Raw genomic sequence first — 20,612 nt, 5'->3', positions numbered from 1 at the left:
TATATATTTTCCATAAGAACGTAAAGGAAGGCCGCTGTCAGGAAGCTGTAAGGGTGGCCTGAAATGCTGGAGAAGTCTGCTGTATACAGATAACATTTTTTTACAGTAAGCTGGGTGAGGTTTTACGTTAATCGAGTACTTCGGTATTTGTGCATGCCGGTACTTATCTTATAAAAAATACAGAGGAGAAAGCATGAACACCATAAGCAAAGCGTGTGTGGCGGCAGCGCTGATAAGCTGGTCGCTGGCCGGCATGGCAGCGGAACCAATCAAGATTGGTGTGAGCGGTCCTTTCACCGGCGGTTCCGCGCCGATGGGTGTTTCCATGCGCGACGGCGTCAAGCTGGCGGTAGCCGACATCAATGCGCATGGCGGCGTGCTGGGGCGTCAGCTGCAACTGGTCGAGCGCGACGATGAAGCGAAGAATGAACGCGGAGTGCAGGTTGCTCAGGAACTGATCAACAAGGAAAAAGTGGTCGGCACGGTCGGCTTCATCAATACCGGCGTCGCCCTGGCGTCGCAGCGCTTCTACCAGGAAGCCAAGATTCCGGTCATGAACAATGTCGCCACCGGCAGCATCGTCACCAAGCAGTTCGTCGGGCCGGACAACAAGGATAACTACGTTTTCCGTAACGCTGCCAACGACACCATCCAGTCGGCAATGATCGTCGACGAAGCGGTAGTGCGGCAGAAACATACCAAGGTAGCGATCCTGGCGGATTCCACCAACTACGGCCAGCTCGGCCGCGAAGACCTGGAGCGCGCCCTGGCTGCCAAGGGGATCAAGCCGGTCGCAGTTGAAAAATACAACCTGAAAGACGTCGACATGACGGCGCAGCTGCTGAAAGCCAAGCAGGGCGGCGCGGAAGTGGTGCTGACCTACGGCATCGGCCCTGAGCTGGCGCAGATTGCCAACGGCATGGAAAAACTCAACTGGAAAGTACCTATCATCGGCAGCTGGACTTTGTCGATGGGGAACTTCATCGATAACGCCGGCAAGAACGGCGACGGCGCGCGCATGCCGCAAACCTTCATCCAGGATCCAAGCTCGCCTAAGCGCAAGGCCTTCATCGAGGCCTATCAGAAAGCCTACAAGATCGATCGCATGCCGTCCCCGGTCTCCGCGGCCCAGGGCTATGACTCGGTCTATCTGCTGGCGGCTGCCATCAAGCAGGCCGGCAGCACTGACGGCGTCAAGGTCAGGGAGGCGCTGGAAAACCTGAACGGTACGGTCGACGGCGTGGTGACCAGCTATACCAAGCCTTACACCCATGATGATCATGAGGCGATCAAGCCGAACATGGTGGTGATCGGCGAAGTGAAGGGTGGCCGCGTAGTCCTGGCCAAGTGATAGCAGGCCGGCCTCGGCAGCAGCAAAGGCCGGCCGCAATCTGTTTGACTGCGCTTGCGATCCGGCCTGTGCGCCGGATTTTCTGCGTCTGACGCTGTTGTCGCAACTATTGTTTCTGCCATACTGCGATTGTCGCTTACGCCTTTACCTGCGTCGCTCCCCGGCGATGTCTCTTGGATATACATCATGGAAATCCTGCTGCAACTGGTCTTCAGCGGTATCGCGCTTGGCATGATCTACGCGGTCATCGCATTCGGTTATCAACTCACCTTCGCCACTTCCGGCACCCTTAATTTCGGCCAGGGTGAAGCCTTGATGCTGGGCGCGCTGGTCGGCCTCAGCCTGGTTGGCAACATCCACGGCGGCCCCTATCTGAACTACTGGCTGATGATTCCGGTGGTGATCGTGTTCGGCGCGCTGCAAGGCGTGGTGGTGGAATGGATAGGCGTGCGGCCTGCGCTCAAGATCAAATCTGAATTCGGCTGGATCATGTCGACCATTGCGTTGGCGATCATCTTCAAGAATGTCGCGGAAAACATCTGGGGCAAGGACGACCTGACCTTTCCCACGCCGCTGTCGGCGACGCCGTTCCAGGTGTTCGGCGCCAATGTGCAGCCGATGCAGATCGTGGTGGTGCTGGGCGCGCTGGCGATGATGCTGGCGGTGGAAATGTTCAATCGCAAATCGATTTACGGCAAGGCGGTGGTGGCCACCTCGAACGACCGCGATGCGGCTGGCCTGATGGGCATCAACACCAGTATGGTGATCACGTTTTCCTATGCGCTGTCGTCGGCCACGGCGGCTTTTGCCGGCGTGCTGGTGGCGCCGCTGACGCTGACCGGAGCAACCATGGGCACTTCGCTCGGCCTCAAGGCATTCGCGGTGGCGATCATCGGCGGCCTCACATCCGGCATGGGGGCGATTGTCGGCGGCCTGATCCTGGGCGTTGCCGAGACCCTGACCGGATTTTATATTTCCACCGGCTACAAGGAAGTGCCGGGTCTGGTGCTGCTGTTGCTGGTGCTGGCGATCAAACCGGCCGGCCTGTTCGGCAAGACTGCCATCAAGAAGGTGTGAAGATGAGTAAAAAGTTATTCGCACTGTCGATAGCCGGCATCTTGCTGCTGCTGGCGTTTCCGCAAGTTATCCCGAATCCGTATTACATCCACCTGGCGGAAACCATCCTGATTTACGCCATCCTGCTGTTCGGTCTGGATATCGTGGTCGGCTATACCGGCCAGGTGTCGCTGGGCCATGCCGGCCTGTTCGGCATCGGTTCCTATACCACCGGCGTGCTGGTGTTCAAGCTGGGCTGGCCGTTCCTGATCGCCGCCCCGGCCAGCCTGGCGGTGACCGCCTTGTTCGGCGCCATCCTGGCCTTGCCGGCGCTGCGCGTGACCGGGCCTTACCTGGCCATGGTGACGCTAGCGTTCGGCACCATCATCCAGATCCTGATCAATGAAATGAGTTTCCTGACAGACGGACCGATGGGGATCAAGCTGACCAAGCCGGAGTTCTTCGGCCACCGTCTCAGCGAAGTCGGTTACTTCTACCTGGTGGCGGCCTTGATGGTGCTGTCGCTGATCGTGGTCCACCGTATCGTCAAATCGTATCTCGGGCGCGCCTTCCAGGCGCTGCGCGATAGCCCGATTGCGTCGGACTGCATGGGCGTCTCAGTGTACCGCTACAAAGTGATCGCGTTCGTGATCAGCGCCGCGCTGGCCGGCCTGGCTGGCAGCCTGTATGCCTATTCGGAAGAATATATCTCGCCGAACACCTACAACTTCGAGCTGACCATCCTGTTCCTGCTGGCGGTGATCATGGGGGGGCGCAAGAGCCGCATCGGTTCGCTGCTGGGCGCGCTGATCGTGGTCATGCTGCCGAGTCTGCTGGCTGATATCGAACTGTTCCGCCAGATCGCTACGGCGGCGGCCGTGATCGGCGTGCTGGCAAGCGCCTTCCTGCTATGGAAAAAACGCAAAACCTTGCGCGAACTGGCGGTGCCCCTGGCCGCGACTGTCGGCATGGCGATATTTTCCTATCGGCTGGAAAACATCACCGATTGGCGCCTGACGATCTTCGGCGTGATGACGCTGTTCGTGGTGTATTACCTGCAGGACGGGATCGTCGGCTTCGCTCGCAATCTCCTTGGCTACAAAGCGGCGGCAAGCGACCAGCCGGTCAGCGTTGCCGCCCAGCCTGGACAGGCTTGGGGGCCAGCTGTCGGCGGCGCCGCTGTCGGCAGCACGCTGCTTAGCGGCCGGAAAATCCTGATGCAGTTCGGCGGCCTCAAGGCCTTGAATGAAGTCAACCTGGATATCGTCAAAGGCAGCGTGCATGGCCTGATCGGGCCGAACGGTTCCGGCAAGAGCACCTTGATGAACGTCCTCACCGGCATCTACAAGCCGACTGCCGGCAAGGTGGAATTCAACGGCAAGACGATTTCCGGCACCACGCCGGCGGCGATTGCCCTGGGCGGCGTCGCTCGCACTTTCCAGAATGTGCAACTGTTCGGCGAAATGAGCGCCACCGAGAATGTCCTGGTCGGCCTGCATCACACCTTCCGTAGCAATGTGCTGGACGTGATCTTCCACACGCCGCGCTACCGGCGCGAAGAGCAGCAGGCACGGCAGCGCGCCGCCAGCATCCTGGAATTCGTCGGTCTCAGCGAATTGGCCGGCGAAGAGGCGCGCAACCTGCCTTACGGCAAGCAGCGCCTGCTGGAAATCGGCCGCGCGCTTGGCTTGAATCCGGAACTGTTGTTGCTGGATGAACCGGCGGCCGGCCTGACCGCGCCGGACATCAAGGAGCTGATCGCGATCATCCACAAGATCCGCCAGCACGGCATCACGATTATCCTGATCGAACATCACATGGACGTCGTGATGTCGATTTCCGATACGGTAACAGTGCTGGATTTCGGTCAGAAAATCGCCGAAGGCAAGCCGGCGGCGGTGCAAAGCGATGCCAAGGTGATCGAAGCCTATCTCGGTGGCAGCGCCGGCGAAGACGCTGACAGCGCTGCTGCTGTAGTTGCAGCCGAGGCCGGTGTGCCATCCACTTCCAAGCCAGCGGGGTTATAAGATGCTCTCGATTTCCAATTTGCATGCGGCTTACGGCAAGGTTGAAGTGCTGCACGGTATTTCGCTGGACGTGCCGAAAGGCAAAGTGGTGACCCTGATCGGCTCCAACGGCGCCGGCAAGACCACCACCATGCGCGCCATCTCCGGCATGATCAAGGCCAAGTCCGGCTGCGTGACGCTGGCCGGGGTCGACGTCACCGGTTTGCCGTCGCACAAGATCGCCCGCGCCGGCCTGGCCCATTCGCCTGAGGGGCGTCGCGTGTTCGCCACCATGAGCGTGGTCGACAACCTGCTGCTAGGCGCTTTTCCGCGCTTCACCCGCATGCGTCCGCGCGGCGATATCAAGCTCGATCTGGAGCGGGCGCTGGAACTGTTCCCGCGTTTGAAAGAGCGCCAAGGCCAGCTGGCCGGCACCTTGTCCGGCGGTGAACAGCAGATGCTGGCGATGGCGCGCGCCGTCATGCTCAACCCTGAAGTGATACTGCTCGACGAACCTTCGATGGGGCTGGCGCCCATCCTGGTGGAAGAAGTGTTTCGCATCATTTCCCGGCTCAAGGCGGAGGGTGTGACGATGCTGCTGGTGGAGCAGTTCGCCGCCGCCGCCCTGAATGTCGCCGATTACGGCTATGTGCTGGAAAATGGGCGGATTTCCGTGCATGGCCCGGCCGAGAAGCTGAAGAACGATCCTGCGGTCAAGGCGGCGTATCTGGGCGGCTCTCAGCACTGAAACGGTGCAGTATGTTGATGTGCGGAAATTAATGTTGGCGAGTAGTCATTTTGCGTGAGTTATATGCCACTAATGGCTTAAACGCGGACAGGGTTTAGTTTTCTACAGTGTGCCGAACGTGAGAATCTGGCAATACCGTAATGCAATACGCGCATAAAACGGCCAACCATGTTTTCTATTTCGGAGCATTCAACATGAAACAAGATCATACAGTCGTCACGTCCGGCCACCTCGCCGACGGCGGCAGCACGCCGCCGCCGTCATCTTCCTCGTCCTCGAACCCAGCAGTGGCGGCGCTGCGCGAGCAGCGCTTGCCGTTCACTATCCGCATAGTGAATGACGAACAGGCTTTGCAGAAAGCGGTAGGGATCCGGCATGCGGCCTATAGCCGCCACTTGCCGGAACTGGCGCGTAAGCTGTCGCGGTTCGAACCGGCAGACCTGGCTCAGGATACGATCATCCTGTTGGCGGAGTCCAAGCTCGACGGCTCGTCTTTAGGTACGATGCGCATCCAGACCAACCATGACCAGCCCCTGGTGCTGGAGCATTCGGTGACCTTGCCGGCGTGGCTGCAGGGACAGCGCCTGGCGGAGGCGACACGTTTGGGCGTAGCCCCCGGACAGGTCGGCAAGATGGTGAAAACCTTGTTGTTTAAAGCCTATTTTCTGTACTGTGTCGAAAACGAGATCGACTGGATGGTGATCACAGCGCGTTCGCCTCTGGACCGGCAATATGACGCCTTGCTGTTTCAAGATGTCTTTGCCGGCGGCCAGTTCATCCCCATGCAGCACGTCGGCATGCTGCCTCACCGCGTCATGGCGTTTGAAGTTGCGACTGCCAGAGCGCGCTGGAGCGCCGCCGCCCATCCACTGTTTTCCTTGATGTTTGAGATACACCATGCGGATTTGATGCTGGATCAGCCTTCCAATTTCCTGGCGGCCCCTCAATCTGCTCCCAGCCGCGGCGACCTTCACGGCAGAGGGAAGGGATGATCAAGGGCCGGAATAGTCATATAGTTCAGTATTGTTAAAATATGATAATGAGAGGGTGTTATTGTTACTGAAAAAAATAATGTGGCTTTTTTTACAGTACAGTAGAACCCTCTCACTCTACGGACGCGATGTTTATGTGGCTATTCCATGCTGATACGCCGGAAGAAAATACCGATAACCTAAAGCCGCGGGATTGGCTGGGTTTCTTTTTTTCGGTTGTATTGGTGCCAGCTTTGGTTATCTTGTTTACGATCCTCGCGTTCGTGACGCTTGATAGCCGTTTTGGGCACAAGGATCCGGTTTCGTCGCCGTTGCGGGTGCTGAGCGATCCGGAGCAGAACTTGCAGCCGGAACAGGCATTTCAGAAACTGGCGGGCGCCCCTCAAAAGACTTATCAAAATACGCAATTGCTGGAAACGCCATTCTGGTTTTCCTTCATCGTGCTGCCGGCCGCCGATTCCGGCACGGCGGAAGTGGAATTGCCTTCGCGTCACGCGCAGCAGGTGAGTTGCTGGCAAGACGAGGGCCGGCGTTTGCTTGGGAGCGGCAGCCGCTCCGGTGTCGATGGCCAGGTCAGGACTGAAAAGACCGGATTTATCTTGTCGCTGGCGGCGCAGGCTCTGCCGGCGACGGTGCTGTGCAGGGGTGTTTTTTCCGGCCCGGCGCGAATTTCCGTGCGCCAATGGAGCGTCCCGGATTTCGAGCAGTCGCAAAAGGAATTTTATCGCGGCATAGGTTTGATGGAAGGCGGCCTGTTGACCCTGACCCTGTTCGTGCTGGTGGCGGCGCTGATCAACCGCGAATGGATGTATGTCTTGTTTGCCGTCTGGCTGCTGGGTAATCTGCGGCTGGGCGCCAATGCGATGGGGTGGGATGCCCATTGGCTGATCTGGACGATTCCCAACCAGTGGCTGCCATGGCTGCGCAAGCTGACTTTCGCCACTTACTACATCGTGACGTTCACCCTGTTCGGCAGACTGTTCCAGAATGAGTTGAAACAGGTCGGCTTCGTTTTCCTGCAGAACGTTTTGCGCTGGCTCGGAGGGATGCTGCTGATTGCCGCCTTATTGCTGTCGTACCAGCGGTTCTTGCCGGTGCTATGGTGCTGGACCGTGGTCGGCATACTCATATTGATCTTCCTGCTGGCGCGCATCGTCTGGAAAGCCCGCACCCGAGCGGTGCTGTGGTACTGCGCATCCATGTTTGTCGTGCTGTTCACGCGGGTGGATGAAGTGGTCGCCGCCGCATTTGGCATCAAAACGCTGGATGAAGTCCCCAATAATGTGATTGTGGCCTTGCTGTCGAGCCTGATGGCGTCGTTTGCTTTTGCCGAACAGATGCGTGCCGGAAAACGCGAGCTAGCCCTGGTCCAGGCAGAATTGCGCACCACTTATGAGGTCACGCCGATCGGCTTGTTTACGCTTTCTGCCGACGGCAGCTTTGTACGCACCAATCCGGCGCTGGAGAAAATACTCGGCCACGATGCCGGAGCCCCATGGCTGAAGAAATGGGATGACTATTTCGAACCCGGCGCGCATAACAAGCTGTGGCATATCGTGTCCGGTAAGGGTGGCAATGAAACCGAGCTGCACGGGATTGCCGATGCCGGCGGCAAGGCCAGCACCTATCTGGTCACAGCCACCTTCGCCAATGGCCGTATCGAAGGCTCGCTGCAAGACATCAGCGACCGTTCCGACGCCGTCGAGCGCTTGCGCTTCCTGGCCGAGCACGATCCCCTGACTGGCGTGCTGAACCGGCGCGGCATCGAGATCATGCTGGAGCAGGCCATCGAGCGCCAATGCGACGACCGGCCGCTGGCCCTGGCTTATCTGGACCTGGACCGCTTCAAGCTGATCAACGATCTGTTCGGCCATCAGTCCGGCGACGAGGTCTTGAAGCAACTGTGCGAACGGGTCGAGCTGTTGCTGGGCGACGGCAATCATATCGGCCGCATCGGCGGCGACGAATTCATTATCCTGTTCCAGGATGTGGGGATCGGCGCCGCCACGGAAATCTGCTCCGCCATCATCCAGAAAATCAGCTACCAGTCTTATCACATTGGCGCACGCGCATTCCAGGTCAAGGGCTCGATCGGGCTGGTCGAGGTGGATGCCGGCATGCGGGTGCAAGACGCCATTTCCGCTGCCGACCGCGCCTGCCGGGAAGCCAAGAAGGCCCATAACGAACATATCGTGGTGTATCACAAGAATGCGCCGGTGTTCCGCGAGCGGCTGGAAGAGCTCAGCCTGATCGAAAGGCTGGGCGGAGAATTCCTGCCTTCCGGCCTGTTTGTAGAAATGCAGCCGATCATGTCGCTGCAGCACCCGGAAGACTCGCTGAATTTTGAAGTCTTGCTCAGATTGCGCGATGCGGACAACAAGGTGGTGCCGGCCACCCGGGTGATCGCGGCGGCAGAGGAAAACGGCAGCATCGCGGTGATCGACCGCTGGGTCATGGCGACCGTGCTGGAGTGGCTGGACCAGCACCAGGCGCAGCTGCCGCTGACCAAGTTCGTGTGCGTGAATTTGAGCGGAGCCTCGCTCAACGATGAAAAATTCATCCTGGATCTTTTCGTGATCCTGGAAAAGCATCTGCAGGTGGTGCCTTTGCTGTGCATCGAAGTCACGGAAAGCGTGGCGCTGCACGATCTCGACCATACCAGCCGCATCATCGAGCGGCTGCAGGCGCTGGGCGCCAAGGTGGCGCTGGACGATTTCGGCGCCGGCTATACCTCTTTTACCTATCTGAAGAGCTTGTCGGCGGACGCGCTGAAAATTGATGGCGCATTCATTCAAAGCATGAACAAGCATCCCGCCAATGAGGCGATCGTGGAAGCGATCGTCGAGCTGGCCCGCAATCTTGGCATGAAGAGCATCGCCGAGTGGGTGGAAGACTGCGCCATGATAGAAGCGCTAGCCAAGCTGGGGGTCGACTACGTGCAAGGCTTTATCGTGGCCAAGCCGCAATCGCCTGACGCCATCCTGCTGGCGCGCTCCGCCGCCAGTTTCATCGTGGATCCGGACGTCGCGCGTTTCGTGGCCGAGCGCCGCAAGGGCGCTGTCGAAAGGGTGGAAGGCAGCAAATGGTCTTCAAACCTGCATTGAGGACAGGCCCCAGCCATCAGGCCTGGTCCGGCTGGTTTAAAATGCAGGCCCAGGGCCGCTGCCGCCGCCTGAAAAATATTGACGTTGGAGATGCATGTCTGCTGCAATTTCTGGTTTTTCTCTTTCCCTGTCGCTGATCCTGGCGATCGGTTCGCAAAATGCCTTTGTTCTCAAGCAGGGATTGAAGCGCGAGCATGTGTTCTGGGTCTGCCTGACCTGCGCCGTCTCGGATGCCGTCCTGATACTGCTGGGCGTGACCGGCCTGGCGATCGTCATCCAGCAAGCCCCGTGGCTGACCAGCGCGATGCGCTACGGCGGTGCAGCTTTCCTGTTCCTGTATGGCGCCAGAAGCTTCTACACGGCCTGGAAATCCTCGGCGGTGCTGGAGCAGGCGGAAAATGGCGCGGCTGCCTTGCTGCCAACCTTGCTGACGTGCGCGGCGCTGACCTGGCTCAATCCGCACGTCTATCTGGATACGGTATTGCTGATCGGTTCCATCTCGACCCAGTTCCCGGACGACAAGGCAGGGTTCGCCGGCGGCGCCATGCTGGCTTCGCTGGTATTCTTTTTTGCGCTCGGCTATGGCGCCGCCTTGCTGCGGCCGATCTTCGCCAAACCGGTTTCCTGGCGCATATTGGAAGTCGTGGTCGGACTTACCATGTGGACGATTGCGTATAAATTGCTGACTGAGTAAACCGGCGGCCAGAGGCAGCGCTGCGCCAAGAATGTAAAATGACGGATTGGCCGCGGCCCCGGCGTTGCAGGAGCGCGCGGCATTCATTCATATCAGACAGAGAGCAGAGATCCCATGAGCGCGACCCTCAAACACATCGTATTGTGGAAATTGAAAGACCACGCCGAAGGCGCCGACAAGGCCAGCAATGCGTTGAAACTCAAGGCCCTGCTGGACAGTTGCGCCGGCATCGTGCCCGGCATGCTGAAGTTCGAGGCAGTAGTGGCCCAGCCCGGCCTGGAAGCGACTTATGACGTCTTGCTGAATTCCGAATTCGAGTCGCAGGCGGCATTGGACGCCTACCAGAACCATCCAGCCCACGTCGCCATCAAGCCCTTCTTCGGCGCGGTGCGCGAAGCGCGCCAATGCATGGATTACCTGAGCTGAGCGGTCGCCATGTTTCCTTCCCATGTTTTTCCGATAGATAATCCCTTCCTGACTTATCTCGGCGTTGAATTCGTCGAGATGGGCGAGGGCGTGGCCGAGCTGGCCCTGACTTTGCAGCCGCATCACATGAACAGCTGGCAGGTGACCCATGGCGGAGTGTCGATGACCATGCTGGACGTGGTGATGGCGCTGGCCGGCCGTTCGCTTTTTCCGCAAGCCGAAGCGGCTGTCACGGTAGAAATGAAAACCAGCTTCCTGCAGCCGGCGGGGCGCACCGGCGCGCGGCTCGTGGCCAAGGGCCGGGCCTTCCATCAATCCACCACCATGTGCTTTTGCGATGCCGAGCTGTGGCACGGTGACCACCTGGTGGCAAAGGCGATGGGCACTTTCAAGTATCTCAGGCACAACCGGGCTGCGCTCAAGATCAAGCCGGGCTGAAAATCAACAATGGGAAATGTAGAACACATGAAATTTGATCTGACAGTCGACAACTGGGTCGTGCAGAAGGCGGACGCACGCGCAGTGCGTTTCGACGTCTTCGTGATTGAGCAAAAAATCCCGGTCGAGCTGGAGTGGGACGATATGGATGAGCATTGCCTGCATGCCGTCGCCTATGACGAGAGCGGCCATGCCATCGGCACCGGACGCTTGCTGCCGGACGGCCACATCGGCCGCATGGCGGTGCGTTCGGCCGGGCGTGGGCAGGGCATAGGCGCTGCCATCTTGCAAGCATTGATGGCGCAGGCGCACCAGCGCGGCGACCGCGAAGTGGTGCTGAATGCACAGACGCAGGCGGAAGCCTTTTATGGCCGCCACGGCTTCATCCGCGATGGCGAGGAATACTACGAAGCGGGAATTGCGCATGTCTGCATGCGCCAGGTTTTTCAGCTGACGTTGATCCTGGCAGGATGGCAGGCAGGAGCTCGTCTTCAGCGCGTACAGCGGCCGGATGGCGCGTGGGTGTGGCAAGGCGCGCCTGAGGGCGTCGCAATTCGTTCGTGCAACATGGCGCTGCCGTTGGCTTTCACTCTCACGATGGTGGAAGCACGCGTGCCGTAATCCGGCGATTCGATGAATACGGCCGACAGTATGCGTTCGGTTTCAATGCTGACGCCGGTGGACGGCAGGCGGCAATCACCGGAACGGGTGGTGTCGCTGAGCATGTCGAAGAAGCAGGCGTCGGGGGCACCCTGGCACAGCAGGCTGGAGAATTGCGCCTTGGTGCGCACCACCTTGGGCCAGCAGACGTCCAGCGTGGCGTTCGACAAGCCGTAGACGCCGGGCGCCAAAGGCTGGCCGTTGCGCGGATCCGCCTCGCCCTTGTTAGAGTACCAGATCAGCTGGCTGCCATCGCCGACCAGCAGGTTGAAACCGTTGAAGCGCGCGGCGTCGACAGCGATTTCAGCGACATATTCCGCCGCCGTTTTTCGGCTGGCCAGGAAATCAGCCACCAGCGCGCCGCGGCTGGGCGCATCGGGCCGCCGTTCGGCCGGCGCGCGGACATTGGTGATGGCGGCAAAGCGGCCGCCGCGGGTGATGCCGATCCAGGTGCCGCCGTCCTGCAGGTCGCGGCCGGCGTAGATGTCGGGCTGGTCTTCCCACCAGCTGGCGGCAGCGCTCGGGCGCGCATAGAATTCATCGCGGTTGGCGGCGGCTATCAAGGGAGAGCCAGGAATCACTTGCCACGCAAAAACAATCAAGCACATGATGAAATATTTACAAAAAATTCGGTATGACGAGGGCCTTCGATAAAGGCTGCGAGACCATGCTGGGTAACCGCCTGATCGATCACTTGCAGGAAATCCGGCGGCACCGAAGAATACACTTCCATCCAGGTATGGTGTTCATCTTTTATTTCCGCGCTGCGCTTGAGCGCGGTATTGATCTGGTGCTGCAGCGACAGGTCGGCCTGCATGGCGGCGGCGGCATGGTCGAATTCCTGGGCGCGGCTGGCCGCGACCTTGTAGTAGATATACAGATTGGTGCTCATCGCTGGCTCAGGCCGACAGCTCAGAGTCGGTGACGTCGATGATCGAATACGGCAGCGCGTGGAATTGCAATTGCGCGCCGTGCGCCGAGCCCAGATGTATGGTGCCGCCGCCCTCCAGCGCAGCCAGCTTGATCTCCAGCAGGCAGCGGCTGCTGTGCGCGCTGTCGGCCTCGGCATTGACGATCATGCCACACGGCTGCTCGGGATCGTTGCTGGAAAATACCTCGGTGGCGGCGGCGATGCCGGTAGCTTGCACGCTGGCGAGCATGGCGCGGCGCTTGAGCTTGCCCAGGTACTGGCTGCGGGCGACGATTTCCTGTCCCGGGTAGCAGCCTTTCTTGAAATTGACGCCGCCAACCACTTCAAAGTTGACCATTTGCGGTACGAACTGTTCCTGCGTAGCCAGCGTGATCTGCGGGATGCCGGCCTGGATTTCGCCTAGGCGCCAGGCTTGCGCGCCCAGCGCTTGCAGGCTGCCGCTCAGCAGCGGCCAGGCGGCGATGGCCGTCTCAGGACTGGTAATCCATTGGTAGCGCGGCGCGCCATCGGCGTCGGCGACGCGGATCAGGCTGCCATGCTGGTTGTCGATCTTGCCATAGGGCGCATCCGGCAAAACCGGGAACCATGGCGCCAGCGCTGCTGCAACGGCATTGCCAGCCAGGCCGAGGACGGCGTGCGTATCAGTGACATCAGCCAGCTTGGCCTTGGCGCGCATGACGAACATTTGCAGGCGTTTTTGCAGCGTTGCCTGGATCTCGCGCGGCAGTTGCAGGAAGACGCTGTCGCCGCTCTTCCACATCAGGAAGGTCGCTTGCAGGCGGCCCTTGGGTGAGCAATAGCCGGCCAGCCGCGCCTGTGCGGCGGTCAGGTTCTGGACGTCGTTGGTGAGCTGGGTGTGCAGGAAGCTGGCGGCGTCTTCGCCGCTGACGGCGATCAGGCCCAGTTCCGGCAGCGGGGCGAAGAAAGACGGTTGGGCCGCCGCAGCCGGCGGCAGCGCTGCCAATGTCTGTTGCTGTAAAAAATCCGGCCAGATACTTGTCATTTCATTCATAAATTGTAGGCATTCCCAAAACAGCGATTATCATATTGGGTTGATTATAGTGATGTCGCAAAAAAGGCGTTGGATTTAGCCGTTTTTGCGCTGCTTGAGTTAATAAATGCGCTAATAAATGCGATAAATTCGGAGCGACCGGTCTTGTTTAAAAAACTATTGTTGTGGGTAATCTTGTTGGGCGGCCTGGCCGCCGGCGGCGTGGCTTACTGGGCCCAGCAACCGGTATTCGACGCCGGGCCGGTGCGGCCGTTCGCCATCAAGCCCGGCAGCACCCTCGCCAGTTCGGCGGAACAGATCGCCGATGCTGGCGCCGGCGTCAATCCGCAACTGCTGGAATTGTTGGCGCGCGTCACCGGCAAGGGCGGCAAGCTGAAGGCTGGCAGCTACGAGCTGAAACCGGGCGCCACGCCGCTGCGCCTGCTGACGCAGCTGGTGCGCGGCGAGTTTGCGCAAGAATCGCTGACCGTGATCGAAGGCTGGACTTTCCGCCAGATGCGCCAGGCGGTCGCGGCGCAAGCCGCGCTCAAGCACGATACGGCGGACTTGTCCGATGCCGAACTGCTGGCAAAGATCAGCCCGGACTACAGCATGCCGGAAGGCTTGTTTTTTCCGGACACCTATCTGTTCGCCAAGGGATCCAGTGATCTGCAGGTGTACAAGCAGGCGCATGCCTTGCTGCTCAAGCGCCTCAACCAGGCTTGGGAAGGGCGTGACGCCACGCTGCCCTACAAGACCCCATACGAAGCCCTGATCATGGCCTCCATCGTGGAAAAGGAAACCGGCCGCCGCGCCGACCGCAGCACGATTGCCGGCGTCTTCGTCAACCGTTTGAAGATCGGCATGCTGCTGCAGACCGACCCGACCGTGATCTACGGCATGGGCGAGCAGTACCAGGGTGTCATCCGCAAACGCGACCTGACCACCGACACGCCTTACAATACCTACACCCGTGCCGGCCTGCCGCCGACGCCGATTGCCTTGCCCGGCGCCGAATCGATCGCGGCGGCGCTGCACCCGGCGCAAACCGACGCCTTGTACTTCGTCGCCCGTGGCGATGGCAGCAGCCATTTCTCCAGCAATCTCGGCGAACATAACCAGGCGGTCAATCAGTATCAGCGCTAGATTTCCCGCTGATGGGGGATAATAGTAAAAATAGTAAATAAGCAGTAACGCAACTCAGCAGCGTGATACAGCTCCACAAACAGATTAAGACAATGGCATCAGGAAAATTCATCACATTCGAAGGCATAGACGGCGCCGGCAAGTCGACCCATATCGGCTTTGTCGCCGATCTGCTGCGCAGCCGCGGCCTGACGGTAGTGACCAGCCGCGAACCGGGCGGCACCGGGCTGGGAGAGGCGTTGCGCGAAGTGCTGCTGCACCAGAAAATGCACCTGGAAACCGAGGCCATGCTGATGTTTGCGGCGCGCCGCGAGCATCTGGCGCAAGTCATCGAGCCGGCGCTGGCGCGCGGCGACTGGGTGATTTCGGACCGTTTCAGCGACGCCACCTTCGCCTACCAGGGCGGCGGCCGGCAACTGCCGCTGGCCAAACTGGAAGCGCTTGAGCAATGGGTGCATCCGCATCTGCAGCCGGACCTGACCTTGCTGTTCGATGTGCCGCTGGAAGTGGCGCGCGACCGTCTCGACGCCACCCGTACGCTGGACAAGTTCGAACAGGAAAAGTCAGACTTCTTCGCCGCCACCCGCGCCGAATACCTGCGCCGCGCCGCCCAGTTTCCAGAGCGCTTCCAGATCATCGATGCGACCAGGACGATAGCCGAGGTCCAGCAGACGCTGAGCACAATCATCGCGGCTTTATGCGCAAGACAGGCGACGCCATGACTCAACGGTCAACCGATAAGGCCAATGCATGAGTAATTCCTTGTTTCCATGGCAGGGCGAGGTCTGGCAGCAGCTGCAGCAGATGCGCGCGCGGCTGCCGCACGCGATCCTGTTCCATGGTGCCGAAGGCATAGGCAAAACCGCTTTTGCGGAACAGTTCGCGCAATCGCTGCTGTGCGAAACACCGCAGGCGGATGGCCATGCCTGCGGCACATGCGGCTCCTGCGGCTGGTTCGTGCAGTACAACCATCCTGATTACCGCCGCGTGCGGCCCGAGATCCTGGACGGTGACGACGCCGGCGAGGGCGATGGCGCCGAAGGCGAGGCGGGCGACGCTAAAAAGACCGCCAAGTCGGCCAAGGCGCCGTCCAAGGAAATCAAGATCGATCAGATCCGTGCCTTGGCCGGTTTCATGAACATTTCCACCCATCGCCAGGGCCAGCGCGTGGTGCTGCTGTATCCGGCCGAGGCGCTCAATACCGCCGCCGCCAATGCCTTGCTGAAGACGCTGGAGGAGCCGCCGCCGAATACGGTGTTCCTGCTCAGTTCCAACAGCCTGGACCGGCTGCTGCCGACCATCCTCTCGCGTTGCCGTAAATTCGCCATGCCGCTGCCTTCGCGCGAGCAGGCGCTGGCCTGGCTGCGCCAGCAGGATGTCAAGGATGCCGATGTCTGGCTGGCCGAGCAGGGCGGCGCCCCCCTGACCGCCTATGCGCAGTCGCAAAGCGAAGGGCGCGAGCTGATCGACGAGTTCTTGCAGCATCTGACCCGGCCCGGCATCGACGGCGCCCTGAAATGCGCCGAGCACTTGCAGAAAACCCCGGTGGCCGAGCTGGTGGCATGGCAACAACGCTGGCTGTACGATCTGTTTTCGCTTAAATTGTGCGGCACAATCCGGTATTATCCCCGGTATGAAAAGGCGCTCGCCGGATTGGCCGCCAAAATCGAGACCGGCGCTTTGCTGCGGGCCCTGAAAAGCAGCAACGAGCGTCGCGCGGTCGCCGAACATCCGCTCTCGGCGCGCCTGTTTATTGAAGAAATGCTGCTGGATTACGCCAGCATGTTTGCTTGAATTTTGTTTATAGGATCAAGATGGCAGAGAACACCACAATCGCGGCCGAGCCGGTCAAATTATCCAGGCCGTCGGTATTGTCGCTGGTAATCAAGGAAAAATCGGCGCTGTACGCCGCTTACATGCCGTTCCTGACCAATGGCGGCATCTTCGTGCCGACCAACAAGACCTATCACCTGGGCGATGAAATCTACCTGATCCTGAGCCTGATGGATGACGGCACCAAGTATCCGATCGCTGCCAAGGTGGCGTGGATCACGCCGAAGAATGCCAATAACAACAAGGCGCAGGGCGTTGGCGTGCATTTCCCGGACGACGACAGCGGCCAGCGGCTGCGCAAGCGGATCGAGGAAGTGCTGGGATCGGCGCTGGGTTCGGCGCGCCCGACTCATACTTATTAAATACACAGCAGCATGGATCATATGGACTACAGCTTCAGACTCGCCAACCAGCAGGATTTGCCGGCGATCGTCGCCATCTACAACAGCACCGTCGCCTCGCGGGAAGTGACGGCCGATACCGAGCCGGTCACGGTGGCGTCGCGCCAGGCTTGGTTCGATCATCACAATCCGGAACGCCGCCCGCTGTGGGTGGTGGAGCAGGAGGGCGCCGATGGCCGGAAGTCGCTGCTGGGCTGGTTGTCGTATTCCGATTTCTACGGCCGTCCGGCTTATTCCGGTACTGCCGAACTGTCCATCTATATCCACGAAGATGCGCGCGGCAAGGGTATGGGCCGCTATCTGCTGGGACAAGCCATTGCGCACGCCCCAAGCATCGGCGTGCACACCTTGCTGGGCTTCGTGTTCGGCCATAACCAGCCGAGCCTGAAGCTGTTCGATGCCTTCGGTTTCGAGCGCTGGGCCAATATGCCGCGCGTCGCCACCCTGGATGGCATCGAGCGCGACCTGGTGATCCTGGGCAAGCGCGTCGCCTGAAGCGCCGCCGCATTAAGCTTCCATTTAAGTTTGTATCCGTTGCTATTTCCTGCCGGTGCTAAAGTACCGGTTTTCTCCTATTCTGTTTTGAGTTGCCTATGTCGCGCACCCTGGTTCTAGCCTCCAACAATGCTGGAAAATTAAAGGAATTCGGCCAATTGCTGGCGCAGATCGATTTCGACGTCCGTCCGCAAGGCGAATTCGACGTTCCCGAGGCGGAAGAACCGTATCTGACGTTTGTCGAAAACGCGCTCACCAAGGCCCGCCACGCCTCGCGCTTGAGTGGTCTGCCGGCGCTGGCCGACGATTCCGGGGTCTGCGTCAGCGCCCTCGGCGGCGCTCCTGGCGTACTGTCGGCGCGCTATGCCGGCGAACCGAAGTCCGATGCCGAAAACAACCGCAAGCTGATCGCCGACCTGGCCTCACATGCCGACAAATCGGCCTATTATTACTGTGTGCTGGTGTTTGTACGCCATGCCGACGATCCGCAGCCGGTGATCGCCGACGGCCGCTGGAACGGCCAGATCATCAGCGAAGCGCGCGGCGCCGGCGGTTTCGGCTACGATCCGCACTTCCTGGTCACGGAGCACAACAAGACCGCAGCGGAATTCACCGCCGCGGAAAAGAACGCCATCTCGCATCGCGGCCAGGCCCTGCGGGCGCTGGTAGAGAAACTGCGATGATCCCGATCAAGCCTATCGGCATGCCAGGGCAGGCCAAAAGTACGCCAGCCGACAAGCCTTCAGCCGCAGCCCGGGCCGCGCTAGCCTATCTGCAGCCAGGCGCGCTCAGCCTGAGCGCCTTGCCGCCGCTGTCGCTCTACATCCATTTCCCCTGGTGTGTGAAGAAGTGTCCATATTGCGATTTCAATTCGCACGAAGCCAAGGGCGGCTTCCCGGAAGAAGAATACCTGGCTGCCTTGCGCGCCGACCTGGAAGCCTCGCTGCCGCTGATCTGGGGTCGCAAGATCTACACCATCTTCATCGGCGGCGGCACGCCCAGCCTGATGTCGGCAGCCGGGCTGGATCGTTTGATGTCGGATGTGCGTTCGCTGCTGCCGCTGGACGGCGCCGCGGAAATCACCATGGAAGCCAATCCCGGCACCTTTGAAGTCGAGAAATTCAAGTCCTACCGCAACAGCGGCATCAACCGCCTGTCGATCGGCATCCAAAGCTTCAACGGCCGCCACCTGCAGGCGCTGGGGCGGATCCACGACGACGGCGAAGCGCGCCGCGCGGTAGAGATCGCCCACGCGACCTTCGACAATTTCAATCTCGACCTGATGTATGCGTTGCCGTCGCAAACGCTGGAAGAGGCGCAGCAAGACGTCGCCACCGCCATCGCCTTTGCACCGCCGCACCTGTCGCTGTATCACCTGACGCTGGAGCCGAACACCTACTTCGCCAAGTATCCGCCGGCGATTCCCGACGATGACGCCAGCGCCGAAATGCAAGACATGATCAGCGCCCACACCGGCGCCGCCGGCTACGGCCACTACGAAGTGTCGGCCTATGCACAGTCGGGCCGCCAGGCGCGCCACAACCTGAACTACTGGCAGTTCGGCGACTATCTCGGCATCGGCGCCGGCGCCCACAGCAAGCTGTCGTTCCCGCACCGCGTGATCCGCCAGATGCGCTACAAGCAGCCCAAGGCTTATCTGGAACACAGCCGGCTGGGCAATGTGGTGCAGGAAGAAACGGAAATCGGCCGCGACGACCTCGGTTTTGAATTCATGCTGAATGCGCTGCGCCTGAATGGCGGCTTCGAGGTCAACCTGTTCAGCGAACGGACCGGGCTGGCGCTAAATACGATAGAAAAATCGCTGAACCAGGCCGAAGCCAAGGGCTTGCTGTACCGCGACCACAAGATCATCAAGCCGACAGTGCTGGGGCAACGGTTTTTGAATGATTTGCAGCAAATGTTCCTGCTGGATTGAGCCGTTTTCCTGGCTGGCCCAGGATAATTTGCATAAAAAGCGGGGCGGCTATCGTTAAGTTGTTGCAAATTGGGTATAATTACGTCCTTTCCGGAAGTGTGGCCGAGTGGTTGAAGGCACTAGTCTTGAAAACTAGCGACGGTTTATCCCGTTCGTGAGTTCGAATCTCACCGCTTCCGCCAGATCCAAGCAAAACGGCCCTCTACGGGCCGTTTTGCATTTCTGCCAAGTCCTTTGCATAGCAATCGTTTCCGCATTTTTCAAATCGTTTCCGCACATTGAAGCACGCCGAGATATTTTATTGTGCTTATATTGCAACTGTTTTCTACTAATTTGGATTTGACTTGATAAGCTATTCCAGGGGGAATCAAACATTGCTCGGTACGCTTTTGACAGAAATCGGCCAATATGCGACGTTAATGGCCATAGGCAATCCGATGATATATTACTAATTTGTTCGTGGTGACTTTGAGATGATTAATTTCCATCGAAACTTCAATCAAATATCTCTGATCGAATTCCCAAGTTGAATACACTGCGATCCACAATTCTAAATTCCATACTTCAGAGGGAAACCATATCGACCATTGAAGACGTTATGGCTCCCGCTATTCTGGATCAATGCTGGGTGGCTAGCGTGGAAAGGATTGCCAAAATTGACCAGTGTCTCCGTCAGTTCTGCCCTTGGGATGATGAGCTAAAAATTTTCATTGCGGGGAAGTCAACCGGGCCGGATAGCGACTCTTACAGCATGGCCGCGACAGTAACAAAAAATTTGGGGAGCCAATTATCTATGCTAGCCAACGCATTTCCAAAAATTGGATTCGATGGGTCCGACTGGAATATGACGACGATTTGGTTTCCATATCAGATATTTCGTAAGTGCTGGTATGTAACGTTTACGTCGGAATATGGCTCAGATATTGATTTTGCGTTTGTAAGTGATTCGAAGCAACCTGGTAATTGCGACATGCACATTGTCGGTCAAAAGAGGGGATCATTTGTTGATGCACCTTGCTTTGTTAAATACGCGATAAATTGCTTTCGACGAGCAAATATCTCTCATCAGGATTTTGTCAGCGTTTTGCGTCGGATTGAAAATGAAAAAATATTCGGGACTGAAATCATAGGTCCGTTGCTTGCTGTATTGGAGGCATCAAAAAAAGAGTTCAGGGAACCTGAGTATCGTCACTTGAAAGAACTTCTTCAGTCAGTCGATTTGACAATGCCTTGAGTGCCCACTTATGTGTTTGGCTCTATCGGGTAGTGGCTGTATCTGTTCGACCGACAGCACCCGGCCAAATCCAGCCGTTCAAAAATATCCTCCATAGCAGCCGTTCACCCGTGTTCAATTGACATTTGTGATACATATTCGGTAGCCACCAATACAAAGGTACTCGCATG

General features: G+C 59.0%; 20 protein-coding genes, 1 tRNA gene and 1 pseudogene. 19 read left to right on the top strand and 3 right to left on the bottom strand.

Going from position 1 to position 20,612, the window contains the following annotated elements; translation table 11 throughout:
• Positions 1-193: 193 nt before the first annotated feature.
• The 10 genes and pseudogenes from BCF11_RS25910 to BCF11_RS25865 all read left to right on the top strand — a co-directional run.
• Positions 194-1,351, top strand: a complete 1,158-nt coding sequence (locus BCF11_RS25910) for an ABC transporter substrate-binding protein (RefSeq protein ID WP_098497748.1) — start codon at positions 194-196, stop codon at positions 1,349-1,351.
• Between the two features lie 186 nt (positions 1,352-1,537).
• Positions 1,538-2,428 carry a branched-chain amino acid ABC transporter permease gene (locus BCF11_RS25905; RefSeq protein WP_098497747.1) on the top strand — a complete coding sequence of 297 codons (891 nt, stop codon included), beginning with the start codon at positions 1,538-1,540 and terminating at the stop codon, positions 2,426-2,428.
• A 2-nt stretch (positions 2,429-2,430) separates the two neighbouring features.
• Positions 2,431-4,434 (top strand): ATP-binding cassette domain-containing protein, encoded by a 2,004-nt coding sequence (locus BCF11_RS25900; protein ID WP_098497746.1) that lies wholly within the window; start codon positions 2,431-2,433, stop codon positions 4,432-4,434.
• A gap of 1 nt (position 4,435) precedes the next feature.
• Positions 4,436-5,161, top strand: coding sequence for an ABC transporter ATP-binding protein (locus BCF11_RS25895; protein WP_098497745.1), 726 nt, complete (start codon positions 4,436-4,438; stop codon positions 5,159-5,161).
• A gap of 194 nt (positions 5,162-5,355) precedes the next feature.
• A complete protein-coding gene (locus BCF11_RS25890; protein ID WP_199111253.1) occupies positions 5,356-6,153 on the top strand; it encodes a hypothetical protein in 798 nt (265 codons plus the stop codon).
• Between the two features lie 242 nt (positions 6,154-6,395).
• The gene (locus BCF11_RS25885) at positions 6,396-9,257 is read left to right on the top strand and encodes a bifunctional diguanylate cyclase/phosphodiesterase (RefSeq protein ID WP_233212717.1); all 2,862 of its coding nucleotides are present in this window, start codon (positions 6,396-6,398) and stop codon (positions 9,255-9,257) included.
• A gap of 94 nt (positions 9,258-9,351) precedes the next feature.
• Positions 9,352-9,951 carry a LysE/ArgO family amino acid transporter gene (locus tag BCF11_RS25880; RefSeq protein ID WP_098497743.1) on the top strand — a complete coding sequence of 200 codons (600 nt, stop codon included), beginning with the start codon at positions 9,352-9,354 and terminating at the stop codon, positions 9,949-9,951.
• A 114-nt stretch (positions 9,952-10,065) separates the two neighbouring features.
• Positions 10,066-10,377, top strand: a complete 312-nt coding sequence (locus BCF11_RS25875) for a Dabb family protein (RefSeq protein ID WP_098497742.1) — start codon at positions 10,066-10,068, stop codon at positions 10,375-10,377.
• 9 nt (positions 10,378-10,386) lie between these two features.
• Positions 10,387-10,815, top strand: a complete 429-nt coding sequence (locus tag BCF11_RS25870) for a PaaI family thioesterase (protein ID WP_098497741.1) — start codon at positions 10,387-10,389, stop codon at positions 10,813-10,815.
• A 27-nt stretch (positions 10,816-10,842) separates the two neighbouring features.
• Positions 10,843-11,262 (top strand): annotated as a pseudogene (locus tag BCF11_RS25865) (GNAT family N-acetyltransferase); the annotation flags it as partial.
• Between the two features lie 44 nt (positions 11,263-11,306).
• On the opposite strand, the gene BCF11_RS25860 reads toward BCF11_RS25865, so the two are convergent.
• The 3 genes from BCF11_RS25860 to BCF11_RS25850 are packed head-to-tail and all read right to left on the bottom strand — an operon-like array spanning position 11,307 to position 13,418.
• Positions 11,307-12,083, bottom strand: a complete 777-nt coding sequence (locus tag BCF11_RS25860) for an NRDE family protein (protein WP_098497740.1) — start codon at positions 12,081-12,083, stop codon at positions 11,307-11,309.
• Entirely contained in the window at positions 12,074-12,367 is a 294-nt protein-coding gene (locus BCF11_RS25855; RefSeq protein ID WP_098497739.1) for a DUF4936 family protein, read from the bottom strand. Before BCF11_RS25855 ends, BCF11_RS25860 begins: the two co-directional genes overlap by 10 nt.
• Before the next feature lie 7 nt (positions 12,368-12,374).
• A complete protein-coding gene (locus BCF11_RS25850) occupies positions 12,375-13,418 on the bottom strand; it encodes a folate-binding protein YgfZ (protein ID WP_098497738.1) in 1,044 nt (347 codons plus the stop codon).
• 144 nt (positions 13,419-13,562) lie between these two features.
• On the opposite strand from BCF11_RS25850, the gene mltG reads away from it, so the two are divergent.
• From mltG to BCF11_RS25805, 9 genes are all read left to right on the top strand, one after another.
• Positions 13,563-14,543, top strand: coding sequence for an endolytic transglycosylase MltG (gene mltG / locus BCF11_RS25845; RefSeq protein WP_098497737.1), 981 nt, complete (start codon positions 13,563-13,565; stop codon positions 14,541-14,543).
• 92 nt (positions 14,544-14,635) lie between these two features.
• Positions 14,636-15,265 (top strand): dTMP kinase, encoded by a 630-nt coding sequence (gene tmk / locus BCF11_RS25840; RefSeq protein ID WP_098497736.1) that lies wholly within the window; start codon positions 14,636-14,638, stop codon positions 15,263-15,265.
• 28 nt (positions 15,266-15,293) lie between these two features.
• Positions 15,294-16,337, top strand: coding sequence for a DNA polymerase III subunit delta' (locus BCF11_RS25835; protein ID WP_098497735.1), 1,044 nt, complete (start codon positions 15,294-15,296; stop codon positions 16,335-16,337).
• A gap of 20 nt (positions 16,338-16,357) precedes the next feature.
• Entirely contained in the window at positions 16,358-16,738 is a 381-nt protein-coding gene (locus BCF11_RS25830; protein ID WP_098497988.1) for a PilZ domain-containing protein, read from the top strand.
• Between the two features lie 21 nt (positions 16,739-16,759).
• On the top strand, positions 16,760-17,272 hold the full coding sequence (locus tag BCF11_RS25825; RefSeq protein WP_098497987.1) for a GNAT family N-acetyltransferase: 513 nt from the start codon (positions 16,760-16,762) through the stop codon (positions 17,270-17,272).
• A gap of 98 nt (positions 17,273-17,370) precedes the next feature.
• Positions 17,371-17,955, top strand: a complete 585-nt coding sequence (gene rdgB, locus BCF11_RS25820) for an RdgB/HAM1 family non-canonical purine NTP pyrophosphatase (protein ID WP_098497734.1) — start codon at positions 17,371-17,373, stop codon at positions 17,953-17,955.
• A complete protein-coding gene (gene hemW, locus BCF11_RS25815; protein WP_098497733.1) occupies positions 17,952-19,208 on the top strand; it encodes a radical SAM family heme chaperone HemW in 1,257 nt (418 codons plus the stop codon). Before rdgB ends, hemW begins: the two co-directional genes overlap by 4 nt.
• A 92-nt stretch (positions 19,209-19,300) precedes the next feature.
• A tRNA-Ser gene (locus tag BCF11_RS25810) sits at positions 19,301-19,390 on the top strand.
• A 416-nt stretch (positions 19,391-19,806) separates the two neighbouring features.
• Positions 19,807-20,442, top strand: a complete 636-nt coding sequence (locus tag BCF11_RS25805) for a hypothetical protein (RefSeq protein WP_098497732.1) — start codon at positions 19,807-19,809, stop codon at positions 20,440-20,442.
• Positions 20,443-20,612 lie beyond the last annotated feature (170 nt).

The organism is Collimonas sp. PA-H2, assembly GCF_002564105.1.
Classification (GTDB): Bacteria; Pseudomonadota; Gammaproteobacteria; order Burkholderiales; family Burkholderiaceae_D; genus Collimonas.
Note: the sequence above shows the minus strand (reverse complement) of the source record. Positions and strands in the feature narration are given on the sequence as shown.